Below are 19,640 nucleotides of genomic sequence, written 5' to 3'. Positions count from 1 at the left end.
TCAGGCCAGCAGGGCCTCGATGACGCCGGTGTGGGCGTCCTTCAGCTCGGCCAGCGAGACACTGAACTGCCCCTGGACGTCGAGGGACTCGCCGTCCACGACACCGATCCGGGTGGCCGGCAGGCCGCGCGCGGTGCACATGTCGTTGAATCGGAGCTCCTCGCTGCGCGGCACCGCCACGACGGCGCGGCCGGCCGACTCCGAGAACAGGAGGACGAACGGGTCCGTGCCCTCGGGCACGATGATCCGCGCGCCGTGGCCGCCCTTGAGGCAGCTCTCCACGAGCGCCTGGCCGAGGCCGCCGTCGGAGAGGTCGTGCGCCGCGTCGATCATGCCGTCGCGCGAGGCGGCGATCAGGATCTCGCCGAGCAGCCGCTCGCGCTCCAGGTCCACCGTGGGCGGCAGGCCGCCGAGGTGGTCGTGGACGGCCTGGGACCAGGCCGAGCCGCCGAGTTCGTCCGCCGTGTCGCCGAGCAGGTAGAGCAGCTGCCCCTCCTCCGCGAAGCCGCTCGGGGTGCGCCGGGTGACGTCGTCGATGACGCCGAGCACCGCGACCACCGGGGTCGGGTGGATGGCGACCTCGCCGGTCTGGTTGTAGAGCGAGACGTTGCCGCCGGTGACCGGGGTGCCGAGCACCAGGCAGGCGTCGGCCAGGCCGCGGGTCGCCTCGGCGAACTGCCACATCACGTCCGGGTCCTCGGGGGAGCCGAAGTTGAGGCAGTCGGAGACGGCGAGCGGCTTGGCACCGCCGGCCGCGACGTTGCGGTACGCCTCGGCCAGGGCCAGCTGGGCGCCGGTGTACGGGTCCAGCTTGGCGAAACGGCCGTTGCCGTCGGTGGCGACCGAGACGCCGAGGTTGGTCTCCTCGTCGATCCGGATCATGCCCGAGTCCTCGCCGACCGAGAGCACGGTGTTGCCGAGCACGTAGCGGTCGTACTGGTCGGTGATCCAGGACTTGGACGCCTGGTTGGGGTGGCCGGCGACCTTCAGCAGGTCGGCCTTGAGGCCCTCGCCGGTGGTCGGGCGGGCCAGCCGCTCGGCGGTCGGGGCGTCGGCCTGCAGCGCGTCCTGCCAGCTCGGCCGGGCGTACGGGCGCTGGTAGGTCGGGCCCTCGTGGGCGACGGTGCGCGGCGGCACGTCCACGACCAGCTCGCCGTGCCAGAAGATCTCCAGGCGCTCGCCGTCGGTCACCTCACCGATGACGTTGGCGATGACGTCCCACTTCTCGCAGATCTCCAGGAAGCGGTCGACCTTGTCGGGCTCGACGATGGCGCACATGCGCTCCTGCGACTCGCTCATGAGGATCTCCTCCGGCGAGAGCGTGTGGTCGCGCAGGTGCACGGTGTCGAGCTCGATCCGCATGCCGCCGGAGCCGGCCGAGGCCAGCTCGCTGGTGGCGCAGGACAGGCCGGCACCGCCGAGGTCCTGGATGCCCTTGACGAGCTTCTCGCGGAAGATCTCCAGGGTGCACTCGATCAGGAGCTTCTCCTGGAACGGGTCGCCGACCTGGACCGCCGGGCGCTTGGCCGGCTTGGTGTCGTCGAAGGTCTCGGAGGCCAGCACCGAGACGCCGCCGATGCCGTCGCCGCCGGTGCGGGCGCCGTACAGGATGACCTTGTTGCCGGCGCCGGAGGCCTGCGCGAGGTGGATGTCCTCGTGCTTCATGACGCCCACGCACAGCGCGTTGACCAGCGGGTTGCCCTGGTAGCAGGAGTCGAAGACGACCTCGCCGCCGATGTTCGGCAGGCCCAGGCAGTTGCCGTAGCCGCCGATGCCCGCGACGATCCCGGGCAGCACGCGCCGGGTGTCCGGGTGGTCGGCCGCGCCGAAGCGCAGCGGGTCCATCACGGCGACCGGGCGGGCGCCCATCGCCAGGATGTCGCGCACGATGCCGCCGATGCCGGTGGCCGCGCCCTGGTAGGGCTCGATGTACGACGGGTGGTTGTGCGACTCGACCTTGAAGGTGACCGCGTAGCCCTGGCCGACGTCGACCACGCCGGCGTTCTCGCCGATGCCGACGAGCATCGCGTCCGAATCGGGCTTCTTGTCGCCGAACTGCTTCAGGTGGACCTTGCTGCTCTTGTACGAACAGTGCTCCGACCACATGACCGAGTACATCGCGAGTTCGGCGCCGGTCGGGCGGCGGCCGAGAATCTCCCGGATGCGCGTGTACTCGTCCTCCTTGAGGCCGAGTTCGGCCCAGGGCTGGGCCGCGTCCGGGGTCTGCTCGGCGTTCTTGACGGTGTCGAGGCTCATCAGGCGTTCACCAGCTGCTTCAGGACGGAAGTGAAGAAGCCCAGGCCCTCGGTGGTCGGACCGGTGAGCGACTCCACGGCGTGCTCCGGGTGCGGCATCAGGCCGACGACATTGCCGGCGGCGTTGGTGATGCCGGCGATGTCGCGGTACGAACCGTTCGGGTTGCCGTACCCGTCGGCGGCGGCGCCGTCGACCAGGTAACGGGCGACGACCCGGCCCTGCGCCTCCAGCTCGTCCAGGACGTGCTCGTCCGCGACGAAGCGCCCCTCGCCGTTCTTCAGCGGGACGACGATTTCCTGGCCCGCGGAGTAATCCCGGGTCCAGGCGGTGCCGGTGTTCTCGATCCGCAGCTTCTGGTCGCGGCAGATGAAGTGCAGCGAGTCGTTGCGGGTGAGCGCGCCGGGCAGCAGGTGGGATTCGCACAGCACCTGGAAGCCGTTGCAGATACCGAGGACCGGCATTCCGAGCTTCGCCTGCTCGATGACGGTGTCCATCACCGGCGAGAAGCGGGAGATCGCACCGCAGCGCAGATAGTCCCCGTAACTGAATCCGCCCGGCAGGACGACGGCGTCGACCTGGTGGAGATCCTTGTCACGGTGCCAGAGGGCGACCGGCTCGGCGCCGGCGAGGCGGACCGCCCGCTGGGCGTCGCGGTCGTCGAGGGAGCCGGGAAAAGTGACGACGCCGACGCGGGTGGTCACTTCGCCGCCTCCTCGACCCGGACGGTGAAGTCCTCGATCACGGTGTTGGCGAGAAAGGTCTCGGCGGCTTCGCGGATACGGGCGAGCGCCGCGTCGTCGACCGGGCCCTCCACTTCCAGCTCGAAACGCTTGCCCTGGCGGACGTCGGCGATCCCGGTGAATCCGAGACGGGGCAGTGCGCGCTGCACCGCCTGGCCCTGGGGGTCGAGGATCTCCGGCTTGAGCATGACGTCGACTACGACGCGTGCCACTGGCACTCCCGGTGGTGTCTTCGGTGAGGCGGGGGAACTCCAGACTACCGGTGCTTTCGGGGAGGATTGCTGGCCGGGGATAGCGACGCGCGTAGACCCAGGCCCCTTACGGCACAAGGGATCCGAGCCCGCCACGCCGTCGGGGACGGCCCGTTTCCCGGGATTCGACGTCCGGAACGGCCGCCCCCGGAGAACACCCGAATACGGCACTTGGGGACAGAACCGCCCGTCCCGCTCATCGGTATCCCACGGTCCGCGAAGAGACGTGAATATACGGAAAAGAATGCCGGACTCTTCGATTTCGACCCCCTTCGGGTGCAGAATAGGGCCACCTGTCGCGGCAAGTGCTGCGTATCAGGCGGACCACCGGGTCCGCCCGTATGCGCTTGCGCGAGTTGGTGCACATCAGGCCCCGGGCGTACCCCCGCGGACCGGTGGCCGAATTGCCGAGAGGATTGACACCCATGGCTCAGCGTGTAGTTGTCACGCTCTCCGACGACCTGGACGGCGGCTCCGCCGCGGAAACCGTCCACTTCGGCGTCGACGGGAAGTCGTACGAGATCGACCTGTCCGTGGACAACGCGGAAAAGCTGCGGGAGGCCCTCGCTCCGTTCGTCGCCGCCGGCCGCCGCCAGAGCCGCACCGGAAAGTCCTTCCGCCGCACCGCCCTCACCCCGGACCCGGCCGCCGTCCGCGCCTGGGCCCTGTCCCGCGGCATGGAACTGCCGGCCCGCGGCCGCATCCCCAAGCGCGTGTACGAGAGTTTCGCCGACGAGAACTGACCCCGGCCCCGGGACACCGCTCCCCGGTCGCCCCGCCGCCCGGCCCGAAAGGCCTGGGCCGAAAGGGTGGGGCGACCACCCCGAACGATGCTGTAGAGTATTCCTCGTCGCCGCAACGGAGAGATCCGCAGAGGCGGCCGGTGCCCCACCGGGCACCGTGCGGACGTGGCTCAGTTGGTAGAGCATCACCTTGCCAAGGTGAGGGTCGCGAGTTCGAATCTCGTCGTCCGCTCGCAGTGCGCGAGCACAGCACAACTCAATAGTTTGACCTGCGGACGTGGCTCAGTTGGTAGAGCATCACCTTGCCAAGGTGAGGGTCGCGAGTTCGAATCTCGTCGTCCGCTCAGATACGAAGGGCCCCCTCGAATGAGGGGGCCCTTCGGCATTCCCGCCGCACGGCGCTCCCATGACATTTGTCATCGCCGACCCGTGGATCCCCACCGTCGGCCGATGACGGCACGCACTGCCCGCGCGGCCCGGGCGGCGGAAGGCTCGAGGCATGGAAACGAGCCAGCCCGTCCCGCCCAGCGACAGCGTGATCGAGGTCACCGACCTGCACCGCCACTACGGCAGCGGTGCCACCGGCTACCACGCCGTCCGCGGCGTCGACCTGACCGTCGGCCGCGGTGAGCTGTTCGCCCTGCTCGGCACCAACGGGGCCGGCAAGACCTCCACCATGGAGCTCATCGAGGGCCTGGCCGCCCCCACCGGCGGCACCGTCCGGGTGCTCGGCCACGACCCCCACCAGGAGCGCGCCGCCGTCCGCCCGCGGATCGGCGTCATGCTCCAGGAGGGCGGCTTCCCCGGCGAACTCACCGTCGCCGAGACCGGCCGCGGCTGGGCCGGGATGACCAGCGGCGCCCGCCCGGTGGACGAGGCCCTGGAGCTGGTCGGCCTCGGCCACCGCCGCGACGTCCGGGTCAAGCAGCTGTCCGGCGGCGAACGGCGCCGGCTCGACCTCGCGATGGCCCTGCTCGGCCGCCCCGAGGTGCTCTTCCTGGACGAGCCCAGCACCGGCCTCGACCCGGAGGCGCGCGCCGCCGTCTGGCGGCTGGTCCGCGAACTGCGCGCCCAGGGCACCACCGTGCTGCTCACCACGCACTACCTGGAGGAGGCCGAGGAACTCGCCGACCGGCTGGCCATCATGCACGGCGGCCGGGTCGTCACCACCGGCACCGTCGCCGAGGTGATCGCCGGCCGGCCCTCCCGGATCAGCTTCGAACTCCCCGAGTACACCGGGACCGCGCTGCCGGTCCTCGCCGGGGCCGAGATCACCGTCGACGGCCGCAAGGTCACCGTGCAGACCGGCGGCCTCCAGCACACCCTCTTCGACCTGCTCGGCTGGGCCCAGCAGCACGGGATCACGCTCGGCGCCCTGGACGCCCGCAGCGCCTCGCTGGAGGAGGCCTTCCTCGCCATCGCCTCCGAGGCCGCCCACCAGGCCCCGCCCCGGTCGCCCGCCGCCCGTCCCACCCGCCGCCGCCTGATCGGATCCGCCCGATGACCACCGCCACCACCGCCGCCACCACCGGAACGACCGCCGGCGCCACCACGGGCCCGCAGAGCACCGCCGCCCGCCGCCTGCGCTCCCTCGGCCGTACCGAGGCCACCCTGCTGCTGCGCAACCGCTCCGCCCTGTTCACCGCCCTGTTGCTGCCGCTGCTGCTGATCGCCGGCCGGCGCAACATGCTCAAGCAGCAGGCCGCGTCCCACCCCGGACTGGACGTCGACACGCTGCTGATCACCGGCACCATCGGCGGCATCCTGGCGTTCGTCGTCTACTACAACCTGACCGCGGCGTACGTCGCCCGCCGCAACGAGCTGGTGCTCAAGCGGCTGCGCACCGGCGAGGCCCGGGACGTCGAGATCCTGGCCGGCACGGCCGTGCCCTCGGTGAGCCTCGCCCTGCTGATGTGCGCCGTGGTCGCCGTCGGTGCCGCCTTCCTCCTCAAGCTCGGCACGCCGGTGAACCCGCTGCTGCTGGCCGTCGGACTGGTCCTGAGCATCGCCACCTTCATCGCGCTGGCCGCCGTCACCAGCGCCTTCACCAAGACCGTCGAGACCGCCGGTATCACCACCCTCCCGCTGCTGCTGGTCTCCCAGTTCGGCTCCGGCCTGCTCATCCCGCTGGAGGTCATGCCCTCCGGGCTGGCCGACTTCTGCCGGCTGCTGCCCACCACCCCGGCCTTCCAGCTGATCCGGATCGGCTGGACCGGCACCGACGGCTCGGCCGCCGCCACCGGCTTCGCCGGCACCTGGTCCACCGCCGCCCCGCACCTGGTCACGGGCGCCGTCTGGCTCGGCCTGGCGGCCTGGGGCGCGGTGCGCTACTTCCGCTGGGAGCCGCGCCGCTGACGCGCAGGCGGCACCGGCGCGGCACTTCAGGGGCACCTCAGCGGACTCCGAGGGGCAGCACCCCGTTCGACCTCTGCTAAGAAGGCAGCGACACGATCATGATCGAACGGGGGGCAGTGCGATGGACGTCCGGGGGCCGTTCCGCCGGTGGAAGGGCTTGGGCAAGCCCAAGCGGGCCGAGCTCTACTTCCGCTGGTCGCTCTACCTGGTGGCGTGGTTCATGATGCCGGTGAACCTGCTGGTCAGCGCCTCCGCCGCGAAACCGCCGCACTCGGCGACCACCGTCCAGGTCGCCCTGGTCCTCTCGCTCGCCTCCACCCTGGTGACCCTGCGGGCGTACCGGACCTCGCTCGACCACTACCTGCGGCGCCCCAGTGAGTACCAGCGCTGGCTGACCGTCAACGCCGCGCTCACGGTGGCTGGATCCTGGGTGCTCCTGCTGCTCGGCCCGTCCTCCGCCGACCCGACGGTCCCCGGCAGTCCGCCGTTCACCACGGTGATCGCCGCCGCCCTCCTGGGCGCGGCCGCCGGCCCGATGAGTGTGGGCCTGCCACTGCGCCGGGCCTGCCTCGCCGCACTCGGCCTGCTGCTGCTGGTCACCCCCGCGATCCTGCTGACCGGGGTCGACCCCGCCACCACCGCCGGGATGACGGTCGGGACGGCGTTCGGCATGACCCTCCTCATGGGCAGCTGCCGCAGCTTCGCCTGGGTGACCGCCGTCGTCTGGGAGCTCGACGCCGCCCGCGAGGCGCAGTCCCGGCTGGCCGTCGCCGAGGAGCGGCTGCGCTTCTCCCGCGACCTGCACGACGTGATGGGCCGCAACCTCACCACCATCGCGCTCAAGAGCGAACTCGCCGTCCAGTTCGCCCGCCGCGGTCGCCCGGAGGCCGCCGACCAGATGGCCGAGGTGCAGCGGATCGCCCAGGAGTCGCAGCGCGAGGTCCGGGACGTCATCCGCGGCTACCGCACCGCCGACCTGCACGCCGAGGCGATCGGCGCCCGCGCGGTGCTCCGCAGCGCCGACGTCGCCTGCGAGATCGACCTCGGCGAGGACGCCGACTGGCTGCCGCCCCCGGTCCAGTCGGTGCTCGGCTGGGTGATCCGCGAGGCCACCACCAACGTGCTGCGGCACAGCGAGGCCGCCCACTGCCTGATCCGGCTGCGCCGCGAGGACGGCCGGGCCGTGCTGGAGCTGGAGAATGACGGGGTGCCCGCCGTCCCGCTCCCCTCGCCGGGCGGCGGCACCGGACTGCGCGGCCTGCGCGAACGGCTGGCCGCCCACCACGGCGAGCTGACCGTCCCCGAGGCCGCACCGGGCACCTTCCGGGTGCTCGCCGCCGTCCCGTTCTGACCCGCACCCACCGACGGAGGACCGCCCGATGAACGACCCCGCCCCCGTGCGCGTCCTGCTCGCCGACGACGAGCACCTGATCCGGGGCGCGCTGGCCGCGCTGCTCTCCCTGGAGGACGACATCACCGTGGTGGCCGAGGCCGGCTCCGGCCCGGAGGCGTCGGCGATGGCGCAGGCCCACCGCCCGGACATCGCGGTGCTGGACCTGCAGATGCCCGGCAAGGACGGCATCGAGGTGGCCGCGGAACTGCGCCGGCTGCTGCCGGACTGCCGCTGCATGATCGTCACCGGCCACGGCCGCCCCGGCTACCTGAAGCGGGCGCTGGAGGTCGGGGTGCGCGGCTTCCTGCCGAAGACCGTCTCGGCGGCCGACCTGGCCGGCATCATCCGGACCGTCCGGGCCGGCGGCCGCTACGTGGATCCCGAGCTGGCCGCGGACGCGATCAGCGCGGGCGAGACCCCGCTCACCCCGCGCGAGACGGACGTCCTGGAGCTGGCCGCCGACGGCACCCCGATCACCGAGATCGCCGAACGGGCGGCGCTGTCCCCCGGCACCGTCCGCAACTACCTGTCCTCGGCCGCCGGCAAGCTGGGCGCGGAGAACCGGCACGCGGCGGTCCGGATCGCCCGCGAGCACGGCTGGATCTAGGTGTCCGGTCCCAGCCGGACCCGCGGGCGGTCGGGCGTCAGGCCCAGGTGGTGCCGGTCAGCCGCTCGTAGACCTCGATGTACTTGGCCCGGGTCTGCTCGACGACCTCGGCCGGCAGCGCCGGCGGCGGCTGCTCGCTGTGGCGGTCCCAGCCGGAGGCCGGGGAGACCAGCCAGTCGCGGATCAGCTGCTTGTCGAAGGACGCCTGCGAGCGGCCCGGCTGCCACTGGTCGGCGGGCCAGTAGCGGGAGGAGTCCGGGGTGAGCACCTCGTCGCCGATCACCAGCTCGCCGTCCAGCAGGCCGAACTCGAACTTGGTGTCGGCCAGGATGATGCCGCGCTCGCGGGCGATGTCGCGGGCCCGGGCGTAGACGTCCAGGGTGGTGCGGCGCAGCAGGGCGGCCGGCTCGGCCCCGATCCGGCGGGCGGTCTCCTCGTAGGAGACGTTCTCGTCGTGCTCGCCGACCTCGGCCTTGAGCGCCGGGGTGTAGATCGGGGCGGGCAGCTCGGAGCTGTTCTCCAGGCCCTCCGGCAGGGCGATGCCGCAGACCGTGCGGCTCTCCTGGTACTCGGCCAGGCCGGAGCCGGCCAGGTAGCCGCGGGCGACCGCCTCGACCGGGATCATCTCCAGGCTCCTGCAGACCAGCGTGCGGCCCTTCCAGTCGGCCGGGGCGCCGGCCGGGACCTCGGTGGAGATCACGTGGTTGGGCACGATGTCGGCGATCCGCTCGAACCACCACAGCGACAGCTGGGTGAGGATGCGGCCCTTGTCGGGGATCTCGTTCGGCAGCACCCAGTCGTGGGCGGACGTCCGGTCGCTGGCCACCATGACCAGCTCGCCCGTCCCGGTGCGGTACAGGTCGCGCACCTTGCCGGTGTGCAGGTGGACCAGGCCGGGCACCTGGACCGGCTCGGGCTTGGTGACAAATCCGCTCAAGGTGTTCAGTCCTCAGGGGTCGTTCGCGCGCGTGGGGCACCGCGAAAGGGGAGGTCACTGCCCCCGCAGTCTTTCACGCCCGCCCGCGCCCGCCGCCGGTGGAGGCCGCCCGGTCAGTTCTTGCAGAGCCGGTCCAGCAGGTTGGCGGTGGCCCGCTGGATCCGCTCGTCGGTCAGACCGGGGCGGCCCAGCGCCGGCGACCACGCGAAGGTGCCGGCCGCGAAGACGTACGCGCCGCTGGGCGCCCGGTACAGCGAGGTCTCCTGGTAGCGGGTGCGGCCGGCCAGGTCCCGGTACGGCGAGTGCGCCAGCAGCACCCGCTCGGTGTGCTCGGGCAGCGACACCTTCGGGTAGTACCGGTCGGCCTCGCCGGCGACCAGCCCGGGCAGTTCGTCGCCCTCCTGCAGGCCGGTGCCGTCCCAGAGCCAGTGCGCGGTGTGCCGGGCGACCAGCGGGACGGGCGCGGCGACCCGGCCCGAGTACTGCACGCCGAGCAGGTGCTGCTCGGGCTCCCCGGCGTCCCGCCACAGCGCGCTGGCCGCGCCGGGCGCGCCCGCGGCCGGGCTGCCGGGCCGGACCTTCTGGCGCTTGCGGCAGTTGAGCAGCCGGTTCGGCTCCCCGGAGGCGGCCGCGGTCAGCTCGACCCGCCAGTACATGGTGTTGGCGGACAGGAACACCAGCGAGGTGCCGCCGTCCCGGGCCCGCTCGGCGGCGCGGCGCATCGGCGCGGACCAGTACTCGTCGTGGCCGGGGAAGACCAGCGCCCGGTGCCGGGACGGGTCGACCAGGCCGGCGTGCAGATCGGTGGCCGTGGCGTAGGAGAGGTCGTAGCCGTAGCGCTCGGCCCAGCGGATGAAGTCGTACGCGTGGCCGACGTGCAGCGGCAGGCCGGCGGTGGCGTGCGGACGGTCGAAGGAGACGGTGACGGCCGCCTCCGGCTCGCCGACCAGGCCGCCCAGGCCGTCCCAGGCGTGGTAGAGGCTGGCGCCGGTGCGCCCGTCCTCGGGGAACAGGTTGTACGCCTGCCAGGTCACGTCGGGGAGCACCAGGAGCAGTTCGGCGGCGTGGCCCTGCTCGTCGAAGTCCCGCACGGTGAACGGGATGTGGCTGCGGTGCAGCAGGTCCGCGGTGGTCAGCACCGCGACGTAGGAGCCGGGCTTCCAGTGCACCGGGACCTGCAGCCGCCAGGAGTGCCACCAGTGGTGGCAGGAGACCGTCCGGTCGACCACCAGCGGGGCGGGTTGGGCGAGGCCGGCGATCAGCGGGCTGTCGGTCATGTGGCGGGCGTTGTCGCCGCCGTAGTGACCGATCCGGAACACGCTCACGGTGAACTCGCGGGGCGGGTTGACGGTGACCCGGAAGTCCACCGAGCCGCCGGGGCGGATCACTCCGGCCGAGGCGAAGCCCTTGATCTGCTGGTCCACGTCGTTGGCGCCCTGCGGGGTGCCGACCGACGGCTTGGGCCGGGCGCCGGCGGTCAGCGGCTGCTGGCCGGGCGCGTCCACCGAGACGTACCAGGGGACGGTGCCCTCCGCCCCGGCCAGGTACTGGTCCGGGCTGCGCAGCCAGGGCAGCGGGCCCTGGCCGAAGGGGTCGGAAACGCTGTAGGCGTGTGTTCCGGACTCCCAGCGGCGGTTGAGTTCCGTCCCCACGCGCCCTCCAGGTGCACTTCCGCCCGGTTGGCACGTGCCCCCCGGATGTGCGTGCGGTCTAATACACCACAGAGTGCTGGCACTCCGTCACCCTCCGGTGCCAATTGGGGCGGCGAATCTTGCGCGCCGTCCGCGGAGGGCCTCCGGCCTGCGAAGACGACCGGCGGCCGATTCGTTCGGGGGCGCGTGCGGAAGTCCCGAGCGCCCTCCCGGGGCGCCAGAGGCCCCGGTGCGGTCAGGGGCGCCGGAGGCGCTGGAGTCGCCGGAGGCGCACCGGGGAGCCGGCAGGGGCATCAGGCTTCAGGGGCTTCGGAGGCTTCACAGGCGGACGGGTTTCTCGAGGCGGACGTCGGCGGCGTCCAGCCAGGCGCGCAGCGGGCCGTCCTGGCCCAGCTCGACGGCCTGGGCGACCGGGCCGGCGAGGTCGGTCCGGCGGACCCCGCGGAGCAGCAGCACCGGGCCGTCCAGCCAGTCCAGGCCGGGGGCGCCGCCCGCGGTGTCGACGGCCGCGCAGCAGACCATCGCGGTGACGTGGTCGACCAGAAGGTCGCGGCCGCTGCGGTCGGGTTCGAGCAGCGGGGCCGGGGCGGTGGTGCGGGCGAGCTGGGCCGCGAGCGCGGCGGCCAGCTGCTCGCCGTCGCCCTCGGCGAGCCGGACCAGCAGCCGGGTCAGGGTCGGGGAGCCGGGGCGGGCCTGCGGGGCGAGCAGGTCCAGGGCGGACTGCAGGGCGGCGGCGCCCGCCCGCCAGCCGGCGTCCACCGCGTCGGCCGGGTAGTCGGTCCACTCCAGCTCGTGCCAGGCACCGGCCGCCGGGCGGCCGAAGAACAGCTCGGCGGCGAGCCGGGAGACCGCCCTGTCCACGGTGCCGGGCTCCTCCAGCAGGTCGCAGGCGGGGCGGTCGGCGAGCCGGCTGCCGTAGCCGTCGGCCAGCCGGTCTCGGCGGGACAGCTCGGTGAGGGCGGCGACCACGCCGGCATTGAGGTGGGCGGGGTGGCGGCCGAGCCGCCAGGCGGGCAGCGCCACCCGGGTGAGCAGCCGGTCCCAGCCGGCGTAGGCGAGGCCGACCTGCTCCTGGGCGGCGATCCGCAGCCCGTAATCGACCGTCCTGGCCTGCTCGGAGGCCCAGCTCGCGACCGAGCGCTCCAGCTCGGCGGAGTGGCCGCGGCAGGCGCCGAGCAGCCGGCGGGTGATCCGCCGGGTGACCCGGTCGGCGAGCGCGCCCGGACCGCGCCGGGACGGCCGGGGCGGGGCGGCCAGGGTGGCGCCGCCGAGGCCGGGGGCCGTGCCCTGCCCGGAGTCCAGACAGGCGTCCAGGCTGCGCAGGAAGCGGCGGGCGGCGGCGATCTCCGGGTCGGCGGAGGCGGCGGTGCCGGCCACCACGGGGGCGAGCAGGGCGCGCAGCTCACCGGCCCGCATCCACCAGAGGAACGGCGAGCCGATCACCAGCACCGGGGCCGGCGCCGCTGCCTGCGGTCGCAGCGGGTGCGGCCGGTGCGGCGGCGGGACGTCCTCCAGCCAGCTGTCGCAGTCCGGGGTGAGGGCGATCGCGGAGGGCGCGGGGACGTCCAGCCGCTCGGCCAGTTCACCGATCAGCCGGTAGAGCTCGGGGGCCTCGGCGCGGTCCAGCGGGACGGCGGGGGTACGGGGCGGCTCGGCCCGGCGCAGGGCGCGGGCCGTCAGCCCGGCCACCAGCAGGGTCAGCGCGGCGGCCGCGCAGACCGCCCAGCGGGCCGCGTCCCAGCCGGTCGCGTCGGCGGCTCCGGGCGCGCCGATCCGGCCGGTGAACCGGCCCGCGAGCAGGACCACCGCCACGGCGGCGGGCAGGACGGCGGCGGCCCGGGCGAGGCCTCGGACCCGCAGGACCGCCTGGGCGTGAGCGCGCGCGGTGTCGACAGCAGCCATACGGTGCGGCACCCCCTTCGGAGCCCTCGGGCGCCCGGCTACGGGCCCTGAGCCGACTCGAAACGATCAGTTCCGACCGGGAAGCGGAGGAGTCCGATCCCGGTAGTGCATGCTGCGTGGCGCTACTGCCATTTTCGACGCCCGGGTCCGGGTGGTCGTTCCGGATCGCCCCGGTTTCCACTCGTCCCGGTGACGCCGCCCGAATTCCGGACGCCCGCGACCGGTGCGGTGCGAAGCACCCCGGCGACCGATCGGCCGGACGCCGTCCAGCATCCCCCCGCGGCAGCGCCGCTACCCGGCGGCGCCCCGGCGCGAAAGCCCCGCACGCTGCGATCCAGCGCACCATAAGGCCGAGCGCCCGGTTACGTCAGCCGGATGCGGGTGCTATCACCCGATGGGCTGGAATCCGTCGGCTGAACGGTACGTCCGGCACCGGGGCCGCCCCAGCCCCGAAACGCCGAGGGCGCTGCGCCCATGGGGGTTGGTCCCCACGGCCCGCAACGCCCTCCTGGCGGTGAACTGCCCTACGCGGTGGCCGCCTTCAGCGCGATGTCGGTGCGGTGCAGACCGCCCTTGAGGCTGATCCGGTCCACGGCGGCGTAGGCGCGCCCGCGCGCCTGCGCCAGGTCGGCGCCGGTCGCGGTGACCGACAGGACCCGGCCGCCGGCGCTCAGCACCTGCCCGTCCTCGCCGACCTTCGTCCCGGCGTGCAGCACGAACGCGGTGCCGTCCGCCTCGGCCTCGGCCAGGCCCTCGATCGGGTCACCGGTGCGCGGCGCGGCCGGGTAGCCCTCCGAGGCGACGACCACGGTGACGGCCGCGCCCTCGTCCCAGCGCAGCGGCTCCAGCTGGTCCAGGGTGCCGGTGGCGGCGGCCAGCAGCACGCCTGCCAGCGGGGTGCGCAGCCGGGCCAGGACGACCTGGGTCTCCGGGTCGCCGAAGCGGGCGTTGAACTCGATCACCCGGGTGCCGCGCGAGGTCAGCGCCAGGCCCGCGTACAGCAGGCCGGAGAACTCGGTGCCGCGGCGGCGCAGCTCGTCCACCGTCGGCTGCAGGACGGTCTCCAGGACCTCCTCGACCAGCCCGGCGGGCGCCCACGGCAGCGGGGAGTAGGCCCCCATGCCGCCGGTGTTGGGGCCCTCGTCGCCGTCCAGCGCGCGCTTGAAGTCCTGCGCGGGCTGCAGCGGGACGACGGTGGTGCCGTCGGTGATCGCGAACAGCGAGACCTCGGGGCCGTCCAGGTACTCCTCGATGACCACCCGGTCACAGGAGGCGGCGTGGGCCAGCGCGGCGTCGCGGTCGGAGGTGACCACGACGCCCTTGCCGGCCGCCAGCCCGTCGTCCTTGACCACGTACGGGGCGCCGAAGGCGTCCAGCGCCTCGGCCGCCTCGGCGGCGGTGGTGCAGACGTAGGAGCGGGCGGTGGGGACGCCGGCGCCGGCCATCACGTCCTTGGCGAAGGCTTTCGAGCCCTCCAGCTGCGCGGCCGCGCCGGACGGCCCGAACACCGGGATGCCGGCCGCGCGCACGGCGTCGGCGACGCCGGCGACCAGCGGGGCCTCCGGGCCGACCACGACCAGACGGGCGCCGAGCCGCTCGGCCAGCGCGGTGACCTGCGCGCCGTCCAGTTGGTCGACCGGGTGGACCGTCGCCACCTGTGCGATCCCGGCATTGCCCGGGGCACAGTGCAACTCGGTCACGGAGGGATCTTGGGACAGGGAGCGGCACAGGGCGTGTTCGCGGGCGCCGCCGCCGATGACGAGGACCTTCACGCCTGGAAGCGTAGTCGGTGGCCTGTTCCGGCCGCTCTCCGGTCCCGTCGGATCCTCCAGGAGAAGAGCTCCGTACGCCGACGACGCCGGAGGATCCTCCAAGTCCGGGGGGTGTACGGAGGGCGCCGGGTGCCCGGGTCACGACCGCGGGCCCCCGGGCCCTCGCTCGGACGGGTGAAATCTCGCCGACCCCCGCAACCCGCTCACCTCGGGTTCCGATGGCCGAAACCCGTAACGATCAACCGGGAAGCTTCCCCACGGTCAGCCATTTGGCGGTAAGAAGTGCTGTTGGACGAACACCGGCAGACTCCACGTCAGCCGATGCGCCGCCAGACCCAGCCGCCCCGCCCGCCACAGGGAGCCCCACAGGTGAGCCAGCCGGAAATGCAGCCCGAGGAGAGTGCCTGGGGCAAGGAGGTCGGCGAGGAGGACCCTCCCGCCGCCGCCGTGGTCCGGCGGGACGCCACCCGCCACCACACCGACCTGAGCACCCGCCAGTTCCCCCTCGGGGACTGGGGCGAGCCCGCCGAGCGGCTGGAGGAGCTCTACCGCTGGTCCGAGGAGCGGGCGGTCGAGGCCATCGAGTGGTATCGCCGGGACCGGATCTGGAAGCGCCGCTGGGCCCGCCTGCTGCGGTTCGGCACGGCCGGCTTCGCCGTGGGCGGGGTGACCGCCCCGCTGGTCGACCTGACCGGTAGCTTCGCGCACGGCACCGGCTGGGGCTACGTCAGCCTGGCACTCGCCGCCGCCTGCCACGGCGCCGACCGGGCCTTCGGCCTCACCTCCGGCTGGATGCGGGACGTCTCGACCGGCCAGGCCCTGCAACGCCGCCTGGAGGCCTTCCAGTTCGACTGGGCGTCGGAGTGCGTGCGCGAGGTGCTCGGCCCGACCGAGGGCACCGCGGGCGAGGCCGCCGAGCGCTGCTTGGGCGTGCTGCGCCGGTTCTGCGAGGACATCTCCGACATGGTCCGCACCGAGACCGCGGAGTGGATGCTGGAGTTCCGCGCCTCGATGACCCAGCTGCCCACCCAGGCCCCCGGGAGCTGGGGCGGGCGCTCCGAGTCGGGCGTGGGCGCCCAGGTGCGGGTGCTGCCGCCGCCGGGCACCCGGCCCACGATGCCGCGCCAGCGGCCGCCGGAGGGGCCGCTGCGGTGATCCGGGCCCGGTGGTGAACCCTGGCCCGCCGGTGAACCCGGCGGCCCGGTGAACCTGGCCGCCCGGCGGCCCCGGGCTCAGGCCCGGGCCCCGTCCGAGCTCAGGCGAAGACGATCATCGAGCCCTGGGTGACGCTCCGGACCGCCGCCGCGTACAGGCCCGACCAGGCGTGCCGCTCCCGGGCGAACGGGTGCACGTCGTCGATCGGCGGCCCGAAGGGCTGCTCCAGGCCGGTCGGGCCGAGCGGCCTGGTCGGGTCCGGCGGGTTGAGCGGGTCGATGCCCAGCGACGGTGCCACGGCCTGCAGTTCGCGCAGCAGCCCGTGGCTGGAGCCGAGCGGGCCGCCGGAGGCGAGCAGCGTGTCGTCCACCAGCGGCACCTGGAACTCGATCGGCACGTACGCGCCCGCGTGGTCGAAGTGCCAGACCAGGTGCGACTGTTCGGCGCTGCTCTCGAACATCTCCAGCAGCTGCTCGTAGTCGCCGCCGAGCGCGTCGACCGGGGTGATGTCCAGGCCGGTGAGGCCCAGCAGGTAGGCGCGACGCAGGAAGTGCAGCGAGTCGTAGTCGAAGGCGGCTATCGGCTCGACCGCGCCGCTGATGCCCGGGACGTACTCGTAGACCGGCACCTCGGGCAGCCCGTACGAGGCCAACACCGCGTTGTAGAGGGCTAGATCGTCCCGGAAGGGGTTGTCGGGGCTGTGGCTCAGCACGTCCACCAGCGGGACGAGCCAGAGGTCGCAGGCCATGGCCGGCAGTTCCTCTCCGGGCGGCGGGGATCGCCCGCCGGGGCGGGGCGACGACGGGGGCGGGGTCGGTACCCGGGCGGCCCGTTCAGCGGGCGCCCGGTTCGACGCCCGCCCACCCTACCGGCCCGGGGCGGCGTGCGGGTCGGGCCGTCCCCGTGGAGCCTCGGGGGGCGGTTCGGGCAGCCGTCGGCCGAACCTCCCGTACGACAGCGAGCGGCGCTGCGGCACCAGCCCGAGGCCCAGGCCCAGCTCACGGCCGAGCTCCCGGCCGACCTCGTCGCCCCGCCGGGCGCGCTCACCGCGGGCCGCTCCGGGCCCGGGGGCGGACTCCGACAGGTACTGGGACGCGGGCTCGGGCAGCTGCTCGGGCAGCTGCTCGGGCGCGGGCTCCGGGGCCGGCGGCTCGACCGGGACGGGCGGCCGCTCCGCCCCGGTGGTCTCGGTGAGCAGGCCCAGCACGGCCACCGACTCCAGCGGCTGCCCGGCCAGCCCGGCCAGCAGCCGGGCGGTGTACAGGTCGTACTCGCAGATGATCCGGTACGCGCCGGCCAGGTCGCGCGCCTCGATCGCCCCGACCAGGTCCAGGTGGCGGTCCCAGCAGACCCCGGCCAGGCTGGGCAGCTCCCGCAGGTAGGGGGCGGCGAACATCCAGGACTGCACCCGCAGCCAGTCCAGGTAGTCGGCGACCCGGCGGTTGCCGAGCAGCCCGGCTACCTCCTGCCAGAACCGGCGGTCGCAGCCCACCATCACGTCCAGGTTCCCGGCCCGGGCGGCGCGGACGGCCGCATCGGCCCGGCGGTGCAGCGAGGGCAGCCGGCTGAGGTCGGGCAGGGCCCGCCCGGTGGAGAACTGCCGGTGGAAGCTGTCGGTGAGCAGCACCCGGGACTCGAAGATCTCCAGGAAGTCGTCCCAGCACAGCTCGGGCACCGTGAAGCCGCGGTGGTGCTCGGTGCGCAGCAGCCCCTGCGCACCGAGGTCGACCAGGGCCTCGCGGGCCGGGGTCGCGGAGACGCCGTACAGCTCGGCGATCTCCTTGACGGTGAAGTTGCGGCCGGCCGCCAGCCGGCCGGCCATCATCTCCTCGCGCAGCGCGCCGGCGATCTGTTCGCGCAGGCTGTTGCGGTGGATGACGGGGCGGGGGGTGTCGCCTGCACCGTCGCCAGGCATGGGCGCGACCTCCTCGGGCGGGCCGACCGGGCCGGCCCTCGACGGACCGGCGGGAACACGACGAGTGCTCATCTTCTCAAACCCGCCCGCGCCAGGTACGAACCAACCCTCCCGAAGCGCCGCACGCCTGACCGGGCGCCTCGCCGCACGCCCCGCCGGGTCAGCGCTGGACCGGCGCCGGGATCCCCAGCAGGCGGTCCCGCAGCACCGGGAATTCCTCGCGCGCCTTGGCCACCTCGGCCGGATCGAACTCGACGGTCAGCACCTGCTCCTCCGCACCCGCCTCGGCCAGCACCCGGCCCCACGGGTCCACCACGACGCTGTGCCCGGCCTGCTCCACCCCGGCGTGCGTCCCGGCGGTGTTGCAGGCCAGCACGAACGCCTGCTCCTCCACCGCCCGCGCCCGGGCCAGCAGCGTCCAGTGCTCCCGCCGCCTGGCCGGCCAGGCGGCGGGAACCACCAGCAGCTGTGCCCCGGCGTCCAGCAGCGCCCGGAACAGCTCCGGGAAGCGCAGGTCGTAGCAGGTCGCGAGGCCCAGCGTGGCGAAGTCGGTGGGCGCGGTGACGATCTCCTGGCCGGCGCCCATCACCACCGCCTCGCCGCTGTCGAAGCCGAAGCGGTGGATCTTGCGGTAGGTGTGCACCAGCTCGCCGTCCGGCGAGAACAGCAACGAGGTGTTGTAGATCGGACCGTCCGGATCCCGTTCGACGATCGAACCGGCGTGCAGCCACACCCCGGCGGCCCGGGCGGCGGCGGCCATCGTGTCCGAGGTGGGCCCGTCCAGCGTCTCCGCGCCGTCCGACCACAGGTCGTACGCGAAGCCGCCGAGCGGCCACAGCTCCGGCAGCACCACCAGGTCCGCGCCCTGCTGGGCCCGCACCAGCGCCGCCGCCCTGGCCCGCCGCTCGGCGGGCGGCTCCGCGTCGGAGACCGCGAGTTGGATCAATGAAGCGCGCACAGTACCACCGTCCACGGCAAGAGACCTACGATCGTCACCCGAAAGCGCTGCCCAGCTGTCTCCCGGCAGCGTAACGTGCGGTTAGCGTGTGCGCCCGGAAGCCGGACCAACCCGACCGGCCGTGACGGCGGGGCACAGACGGCAAGGAAGCTGACGGAGGGCCGGAGATTCCCGTGACGGACAACCAGACCGTGCAGGCTTACACCGAGGCGTGGACCCAGAGCATCGAGTCCATATCGGAGCTGGTCGCCCCCCTGCCCGAAGGCTCCTGGAACCGGGCCACCGAGTGCCCCGGCTGGTCCGTCCGGGACGTCGTCTCGCACGTCATCGCGGTCGAGTCCGAACTCCTCGGCGACCCGCGCCCGATCCACTCCCTGCCACGTGATCTTCGCCACGTGGACACCGAGTTCGCCCGCTACGTCGAACTGCCCGTCGACAAGCGCCGCTGCCACACCGCGCCGGAGATGACCGGCGAGCTGGAGTACACGATCATCCGCCGCACCCGCGCGCTGCGGAACGCCAAGCAGACGCCCGAGGAGCCGGTGCGCTGGCCCGCCGGCCCGCTCGCCCGGGACGTCCCGTACCACGAGCTGCTGCGGATGCGGGCCTTCGACGTCTGGGTGCACGAGCAGGACCTGCGCCGGGCCCTGGACACCCCCGGCAACCTGGACGCCCCGGGCGCCCTGATCACCCGGGACCTCCTGCTGGAGCTGCTGCCCAAGGCCGTCGCCAACAAGGCCGGCGCCCCGGCCGGTACGGCCCTGGTGCTGGACGTCACCGGGCCGGTGGAGTTCCTGCGCACCGTCCGGGTGGACGCCGCCGGCCACTGCACCGTGGACGAGTCGATCAGCCTGGCCCCCGACGTCCAGCTCACCATGGACTGGGAGACCTACCTCCGACTCGCCTGCGGCCGCGGCCGGCCCGGCCCGGTGGCCGTCGAGGGCGACAAGGAACTGGCCGAGCGGGTACTGGCCAACTTCTCGGTCACCATCTGATCCCCGGCG

17 protein-coding genes and 2 tRNA genes are annotated in these 19,640 nt (G+C 73.7%); 9 read left to right on the top strand and 10 right to left on the bottom strand.

Annotation, left to right across the window (positions count from 1 at the left end; translation table 11 throughout):
• The 3 genes from purL to purS are packed head-to-tail and all read right to left on the bottom strand — an operon-like array spanning position 1 to position 3,208.
• Positions 1–2,256 carry a phosphoribosylformylglycinamidine synthase subunit PurL gene (gene purL / locus AC0B61_RS03255; RefSeq protein WP_471738907.1) on the bottom strand — a complete coding sequence of 752 codons (2,256 nt, stop codon included), beginning with the start codon at positions 2,254–2,256 and terminating at the stop codon, positions 1–3.
• Positions 2,256–2,957: a phosphoribosylformylglycinamidine synthase subunit PurQ gene (purQ, locus tag AC0B61_RS03250; protein ID WP_471738906.1), complete on the bottom strand. Its 702-nt coding sequence runs from the start codon at positions 2,955–2,957 to the stop codon at positions 2,256–2,258. The genes purL and purQ overlap by 1 nt, the downstream gene beginning before the upstream one ends.
• Positions 2,954–3,208 (bottom strand): phosphoribosylformylglycinamidine synthase subunit PurS, encoded by a 255-nt coding sequence (gene purS / locus AC0B61_RS03245; protein ID WP_045692676.1) that lies wholly within the window; start codon positions 3,206–3,208, stop codon positions 2,954–2,956. The genes purQ and purS overlap by 4 nt, the downstream gene beginning before the upstream one ends.
• A 464-nt stretch (positions 3,209–3,672) precedes the next feature.
• On the opposite strand from purS, the gene AC0B61_RS03240 reads away from it, so the two are divergent.
• From AC0B61_RS03240 to AC0B61_RS03210, 7 genes are all read left to right on the top strand, one after another.
• Complete coding sequence (locus AC0B61_RS03240) at positions 3,673–3,990, top strand: histone-like nucleoid-structuring protein Lsr2 (RefSeq protein ID WP_471738905.1); 318 nt, start codon at positions 3,673–3,675, stop codon at positions 3,988–3,990.
• Between the two features lie 159 nt (positions 3,991–4,149).
• Positions 4,150–4,222: transfer RNA gene (locus tag AC0B61_RS03235), tRNA-Gly, on the top strand.
• A 39-nt stretch (positions 4,223–4,261) separates the two neighbouring features.
• Positions 4,262–4,334, top strand: a tRNA-Gly gene (locus AC0B61_RS03230).
• Positions 4,335–4,489: 155 nt separating this feature from the next.
• Entirely contained in the window at positions 4,490–5,494 is a 1,005-nt protein-coding gene (locus tag AC0B61_RS03225; RefSeq protein WP_471738904.1) for an ABC transporter ATP-binding protein, read from the top strand.
• A complete protein-coding gene (locus tag AC0B61_RS03220; RefSeq protein WP_471738903.1) occupies positions 5,491–6,345 on the top strand; it encodes an ABC transporter permease in 855 nt (284 codons plus the stop codon). The genes AC0B61_RS03225 and AC0B61_RS03220 overlap by 4 nt, the downstream gene beginning before the upstream one ends.
• 157 nt (positions 6,346–6,502) lie before the next feature.
• Positions 6,503–7,696 (top strand): sensor histidine kinase, encoded by a 1,194-nt coding sequence (locus tag AC0B61_RS03215; RefSeq protein ID WP_471738902.1) that lies wholly within the window; start codon positions 6,503–6,505, stop codon positions 7,694–7,696.
• Between the two features lie 28 nt (positions 7,697–7,724).
• Positions 7,725–8,345, top strand: coding sequence for a response regulator (locus tag AC0B61_RS03210; RefSeq protein ID WP_471738901.1), 621 nt, complete (start codon positions 7,725–7,727; stop codon positions 8,343–8,345).
• A gap of 37 nt (positions 8,346–8,382) precedes the next feature.
• Here AC0B61_RS03210 and AC0B61_RS03205 read toward each other — a convergent pair whose 3' ends face one another.
• The 4 genes from AC0B61_RS03205 to purD form a co-directional block, all read right to left on the bottom strand.
• Positions 8,383–9,282, bottom strand: a complete 900-nt coding sequence (locus AC0B61_RS03205) for a phosphoribosylaminoimidazolesuccinocarboxamide synthase (protein WP_471738900.1) — start codon at positions 9,280–9,282, stop codon at positions 8,383–8,385.
• A gap of 113 nt (positions 9,283–9,395) precedes the next feature.
• Complete coding sequence (locus AC0B61_RS03200) at positions 9,396–10,934, bottom strand: N,N-dimethylformamidase beta subunit family domain-containing protein (protein ID WP_471738899.1); 1,539 nt, start codon at positions 10,932–10,934, stop codon at positions 9,396–9,398.
• A 318-nt stretch (positions 10,935–11,252) separates the two neighbouring features.
• Complete coding sequence (locus AC0B61_RS03195; protein ID WP_471738898.1) at positions 11,253–12,836, bottom strand: hypothetical protein; 1,584 nt, start codon at positions 12,834–12,836, stop codon at positions 11,253–11,255.
• A gap of 524 nt (positions 12,837–13,360) precedes the next feature.
• Complete coding sequence (purD, locus tag AC0B61_RS03190) at positions 13,361–14,608, bottom strand: phosphoribosylamine--glycine ligase (protein ID WP_471738897.1); 1,248 nt, start codon at positions 14,606–14,608, stop codon at positions 13,361–13,363.
• A 369-nt stretch (positions 14,609–14,977) separates the two neighbouring features.
• On the opposite strand from purD, the gene AC0B61_RS03185 reads away from it, so the two are divergent.
• On the top strand, positions 14,978–15,763 hold the full coding sequence (locus AC0B61_RS03185; protein ID WP_471738896.1) for an SLATT domain-containing protein: 786 nt from the start codon (positions 14,978–14,980) through the stop codon (positions 15,761–15,763).
• A gap of 100 nt (positions 15,764–15,863) precedes the next feature.
• Here the strand turns inward: AC0B61_RS03185 and AC0B61_RS03180 are convergent, their stop codons facing one another.
• From AC0B61_RS03180 to AC0B61_RS03170, 3 genes are all read right to left on the bottom strand, one after another.
• The gene (locus AC0B61_RS03180; protein ID WP_471738895.1) at positions 15,864–16,511 is read right to left on the bottom strand and encodes a hypothetical protein; all 648 of its coding nucleotides are present in this window, start codon (positions 16,509–16,511) and stop codon (positions 15,864–15,866) included.
• A gap of 117 nt (positions 16,512–16,628) precedes the next feature.
• On the bottom strand, positions 16,629–17,678 hold the full coding sequence (locus AC0B61_RS03175; protein WP_471738894.1) for a GntR family transcriptional regulator: 1,050 nt from the start codon (positions 17,676–17,678) through the stop codon (positions 16,629–16,631).
• 160 nt (positions 17,679–17,838) lie between these two features.
• The gene (locus tag AC0B61_RS03170) at positions 17,839–18,636 is read right to left on the bottom strand and encodes a carbon-nitrogen family hydrolase (protein ID WP_471738893.1); all 798 of its coding nucleotides are present in this window, start codon (positions 18,634–18,636) and stop codon (positions 17,839–17,841) included.
• 173 nt (positions 18,637–18,809) lie between these two features.
• On the opposite strand from AC0B61_RS03170, the gene AC0B61_RS03165 reads away from it, so the two are divergent.
• Positions 18,810–19,631 (top strand): maleylpyruvate isomerase family mycothiol-dependent enzyme, encoded by an 822-nt coding sequence (locus tag AC0B61_RS03165; RefSeq protein ID WP_471738892.1) that lies wholly within the window; start codon positions 18,810–18,812, stop codon positions 19,629–19,631.
• Positions 19,632–19,640: the final 9 nt, after the last annotated feature.

This window comes from Kitasatospora sp. NPDC023385 (genome assembly GCF_055664045.1).
Note: the sequence above shows the minus strand (reverse complement) of the source record. Positions and strands in the feature narration are given on the sequence as shown.

Excerpts from the sequence above, each read along its gene's own strand:
- purL (WP_471738907.1), bottom strand. The coding sequence starts at position 2,256 with ATGAGCCTCGACACCGTCAAGAACGCCGAGCAGACCCCGGACGCGGCC.
- AC0B61_RS03240 (WP_471738905.1), top strand. The coding sequence starts at position 3,673 with ATGGCTCAGCGTGTAGTTGTCACGCTCTCCGACGACCTGGACGGCGGC.
- AC0B61_RS03225 (WP_471738904.1), top strand. The coding sequence starts at position 4,490 with ATGGAAACGAGCCAGCCCGTCCCGCCCAGCGACAGCGTGATCGAGGTC.
- AC0B61_RS03220 (WP_471738903.1), top strand. The coding sequence starts at position 5,491 with ATGACCACCGCCACCACCGCCGCCACCACCGGAACGACCGCCGGCGCC.
- AC0B61_RS03210 (WP_471738901.1), top strand. The coding sequence starts at position 7,725 with ATGAACGACCCCGCCCCCGTGCGCGTCCTGCTCGCCGACGACGAGCAC.
- AC0B61_RS03195 (WP_471738898.1), bottom strand. The coding sequence starts at position 12,836 with ATGGCTGCTGTCGACACCGCGCGCGCTCACGCCCAGGCGGTCCTGCGG.
- AC0B61_RS03180 (WP_471738895.1), bottom strand. The coding sequence starts at position 16,511 with ATGGCCTGCGACCTCTGGCTCGTCCCGCTGGTGGACGTGCTGAGCCAC.
- AC0B61_RS03175 (WP_471738894.1), bottom strand. The coding sequence starts at position 17,678 with ATGCCTGGCGACGGTGCAGGCGACACCCCCCGCCCCGTCATCCACCGC.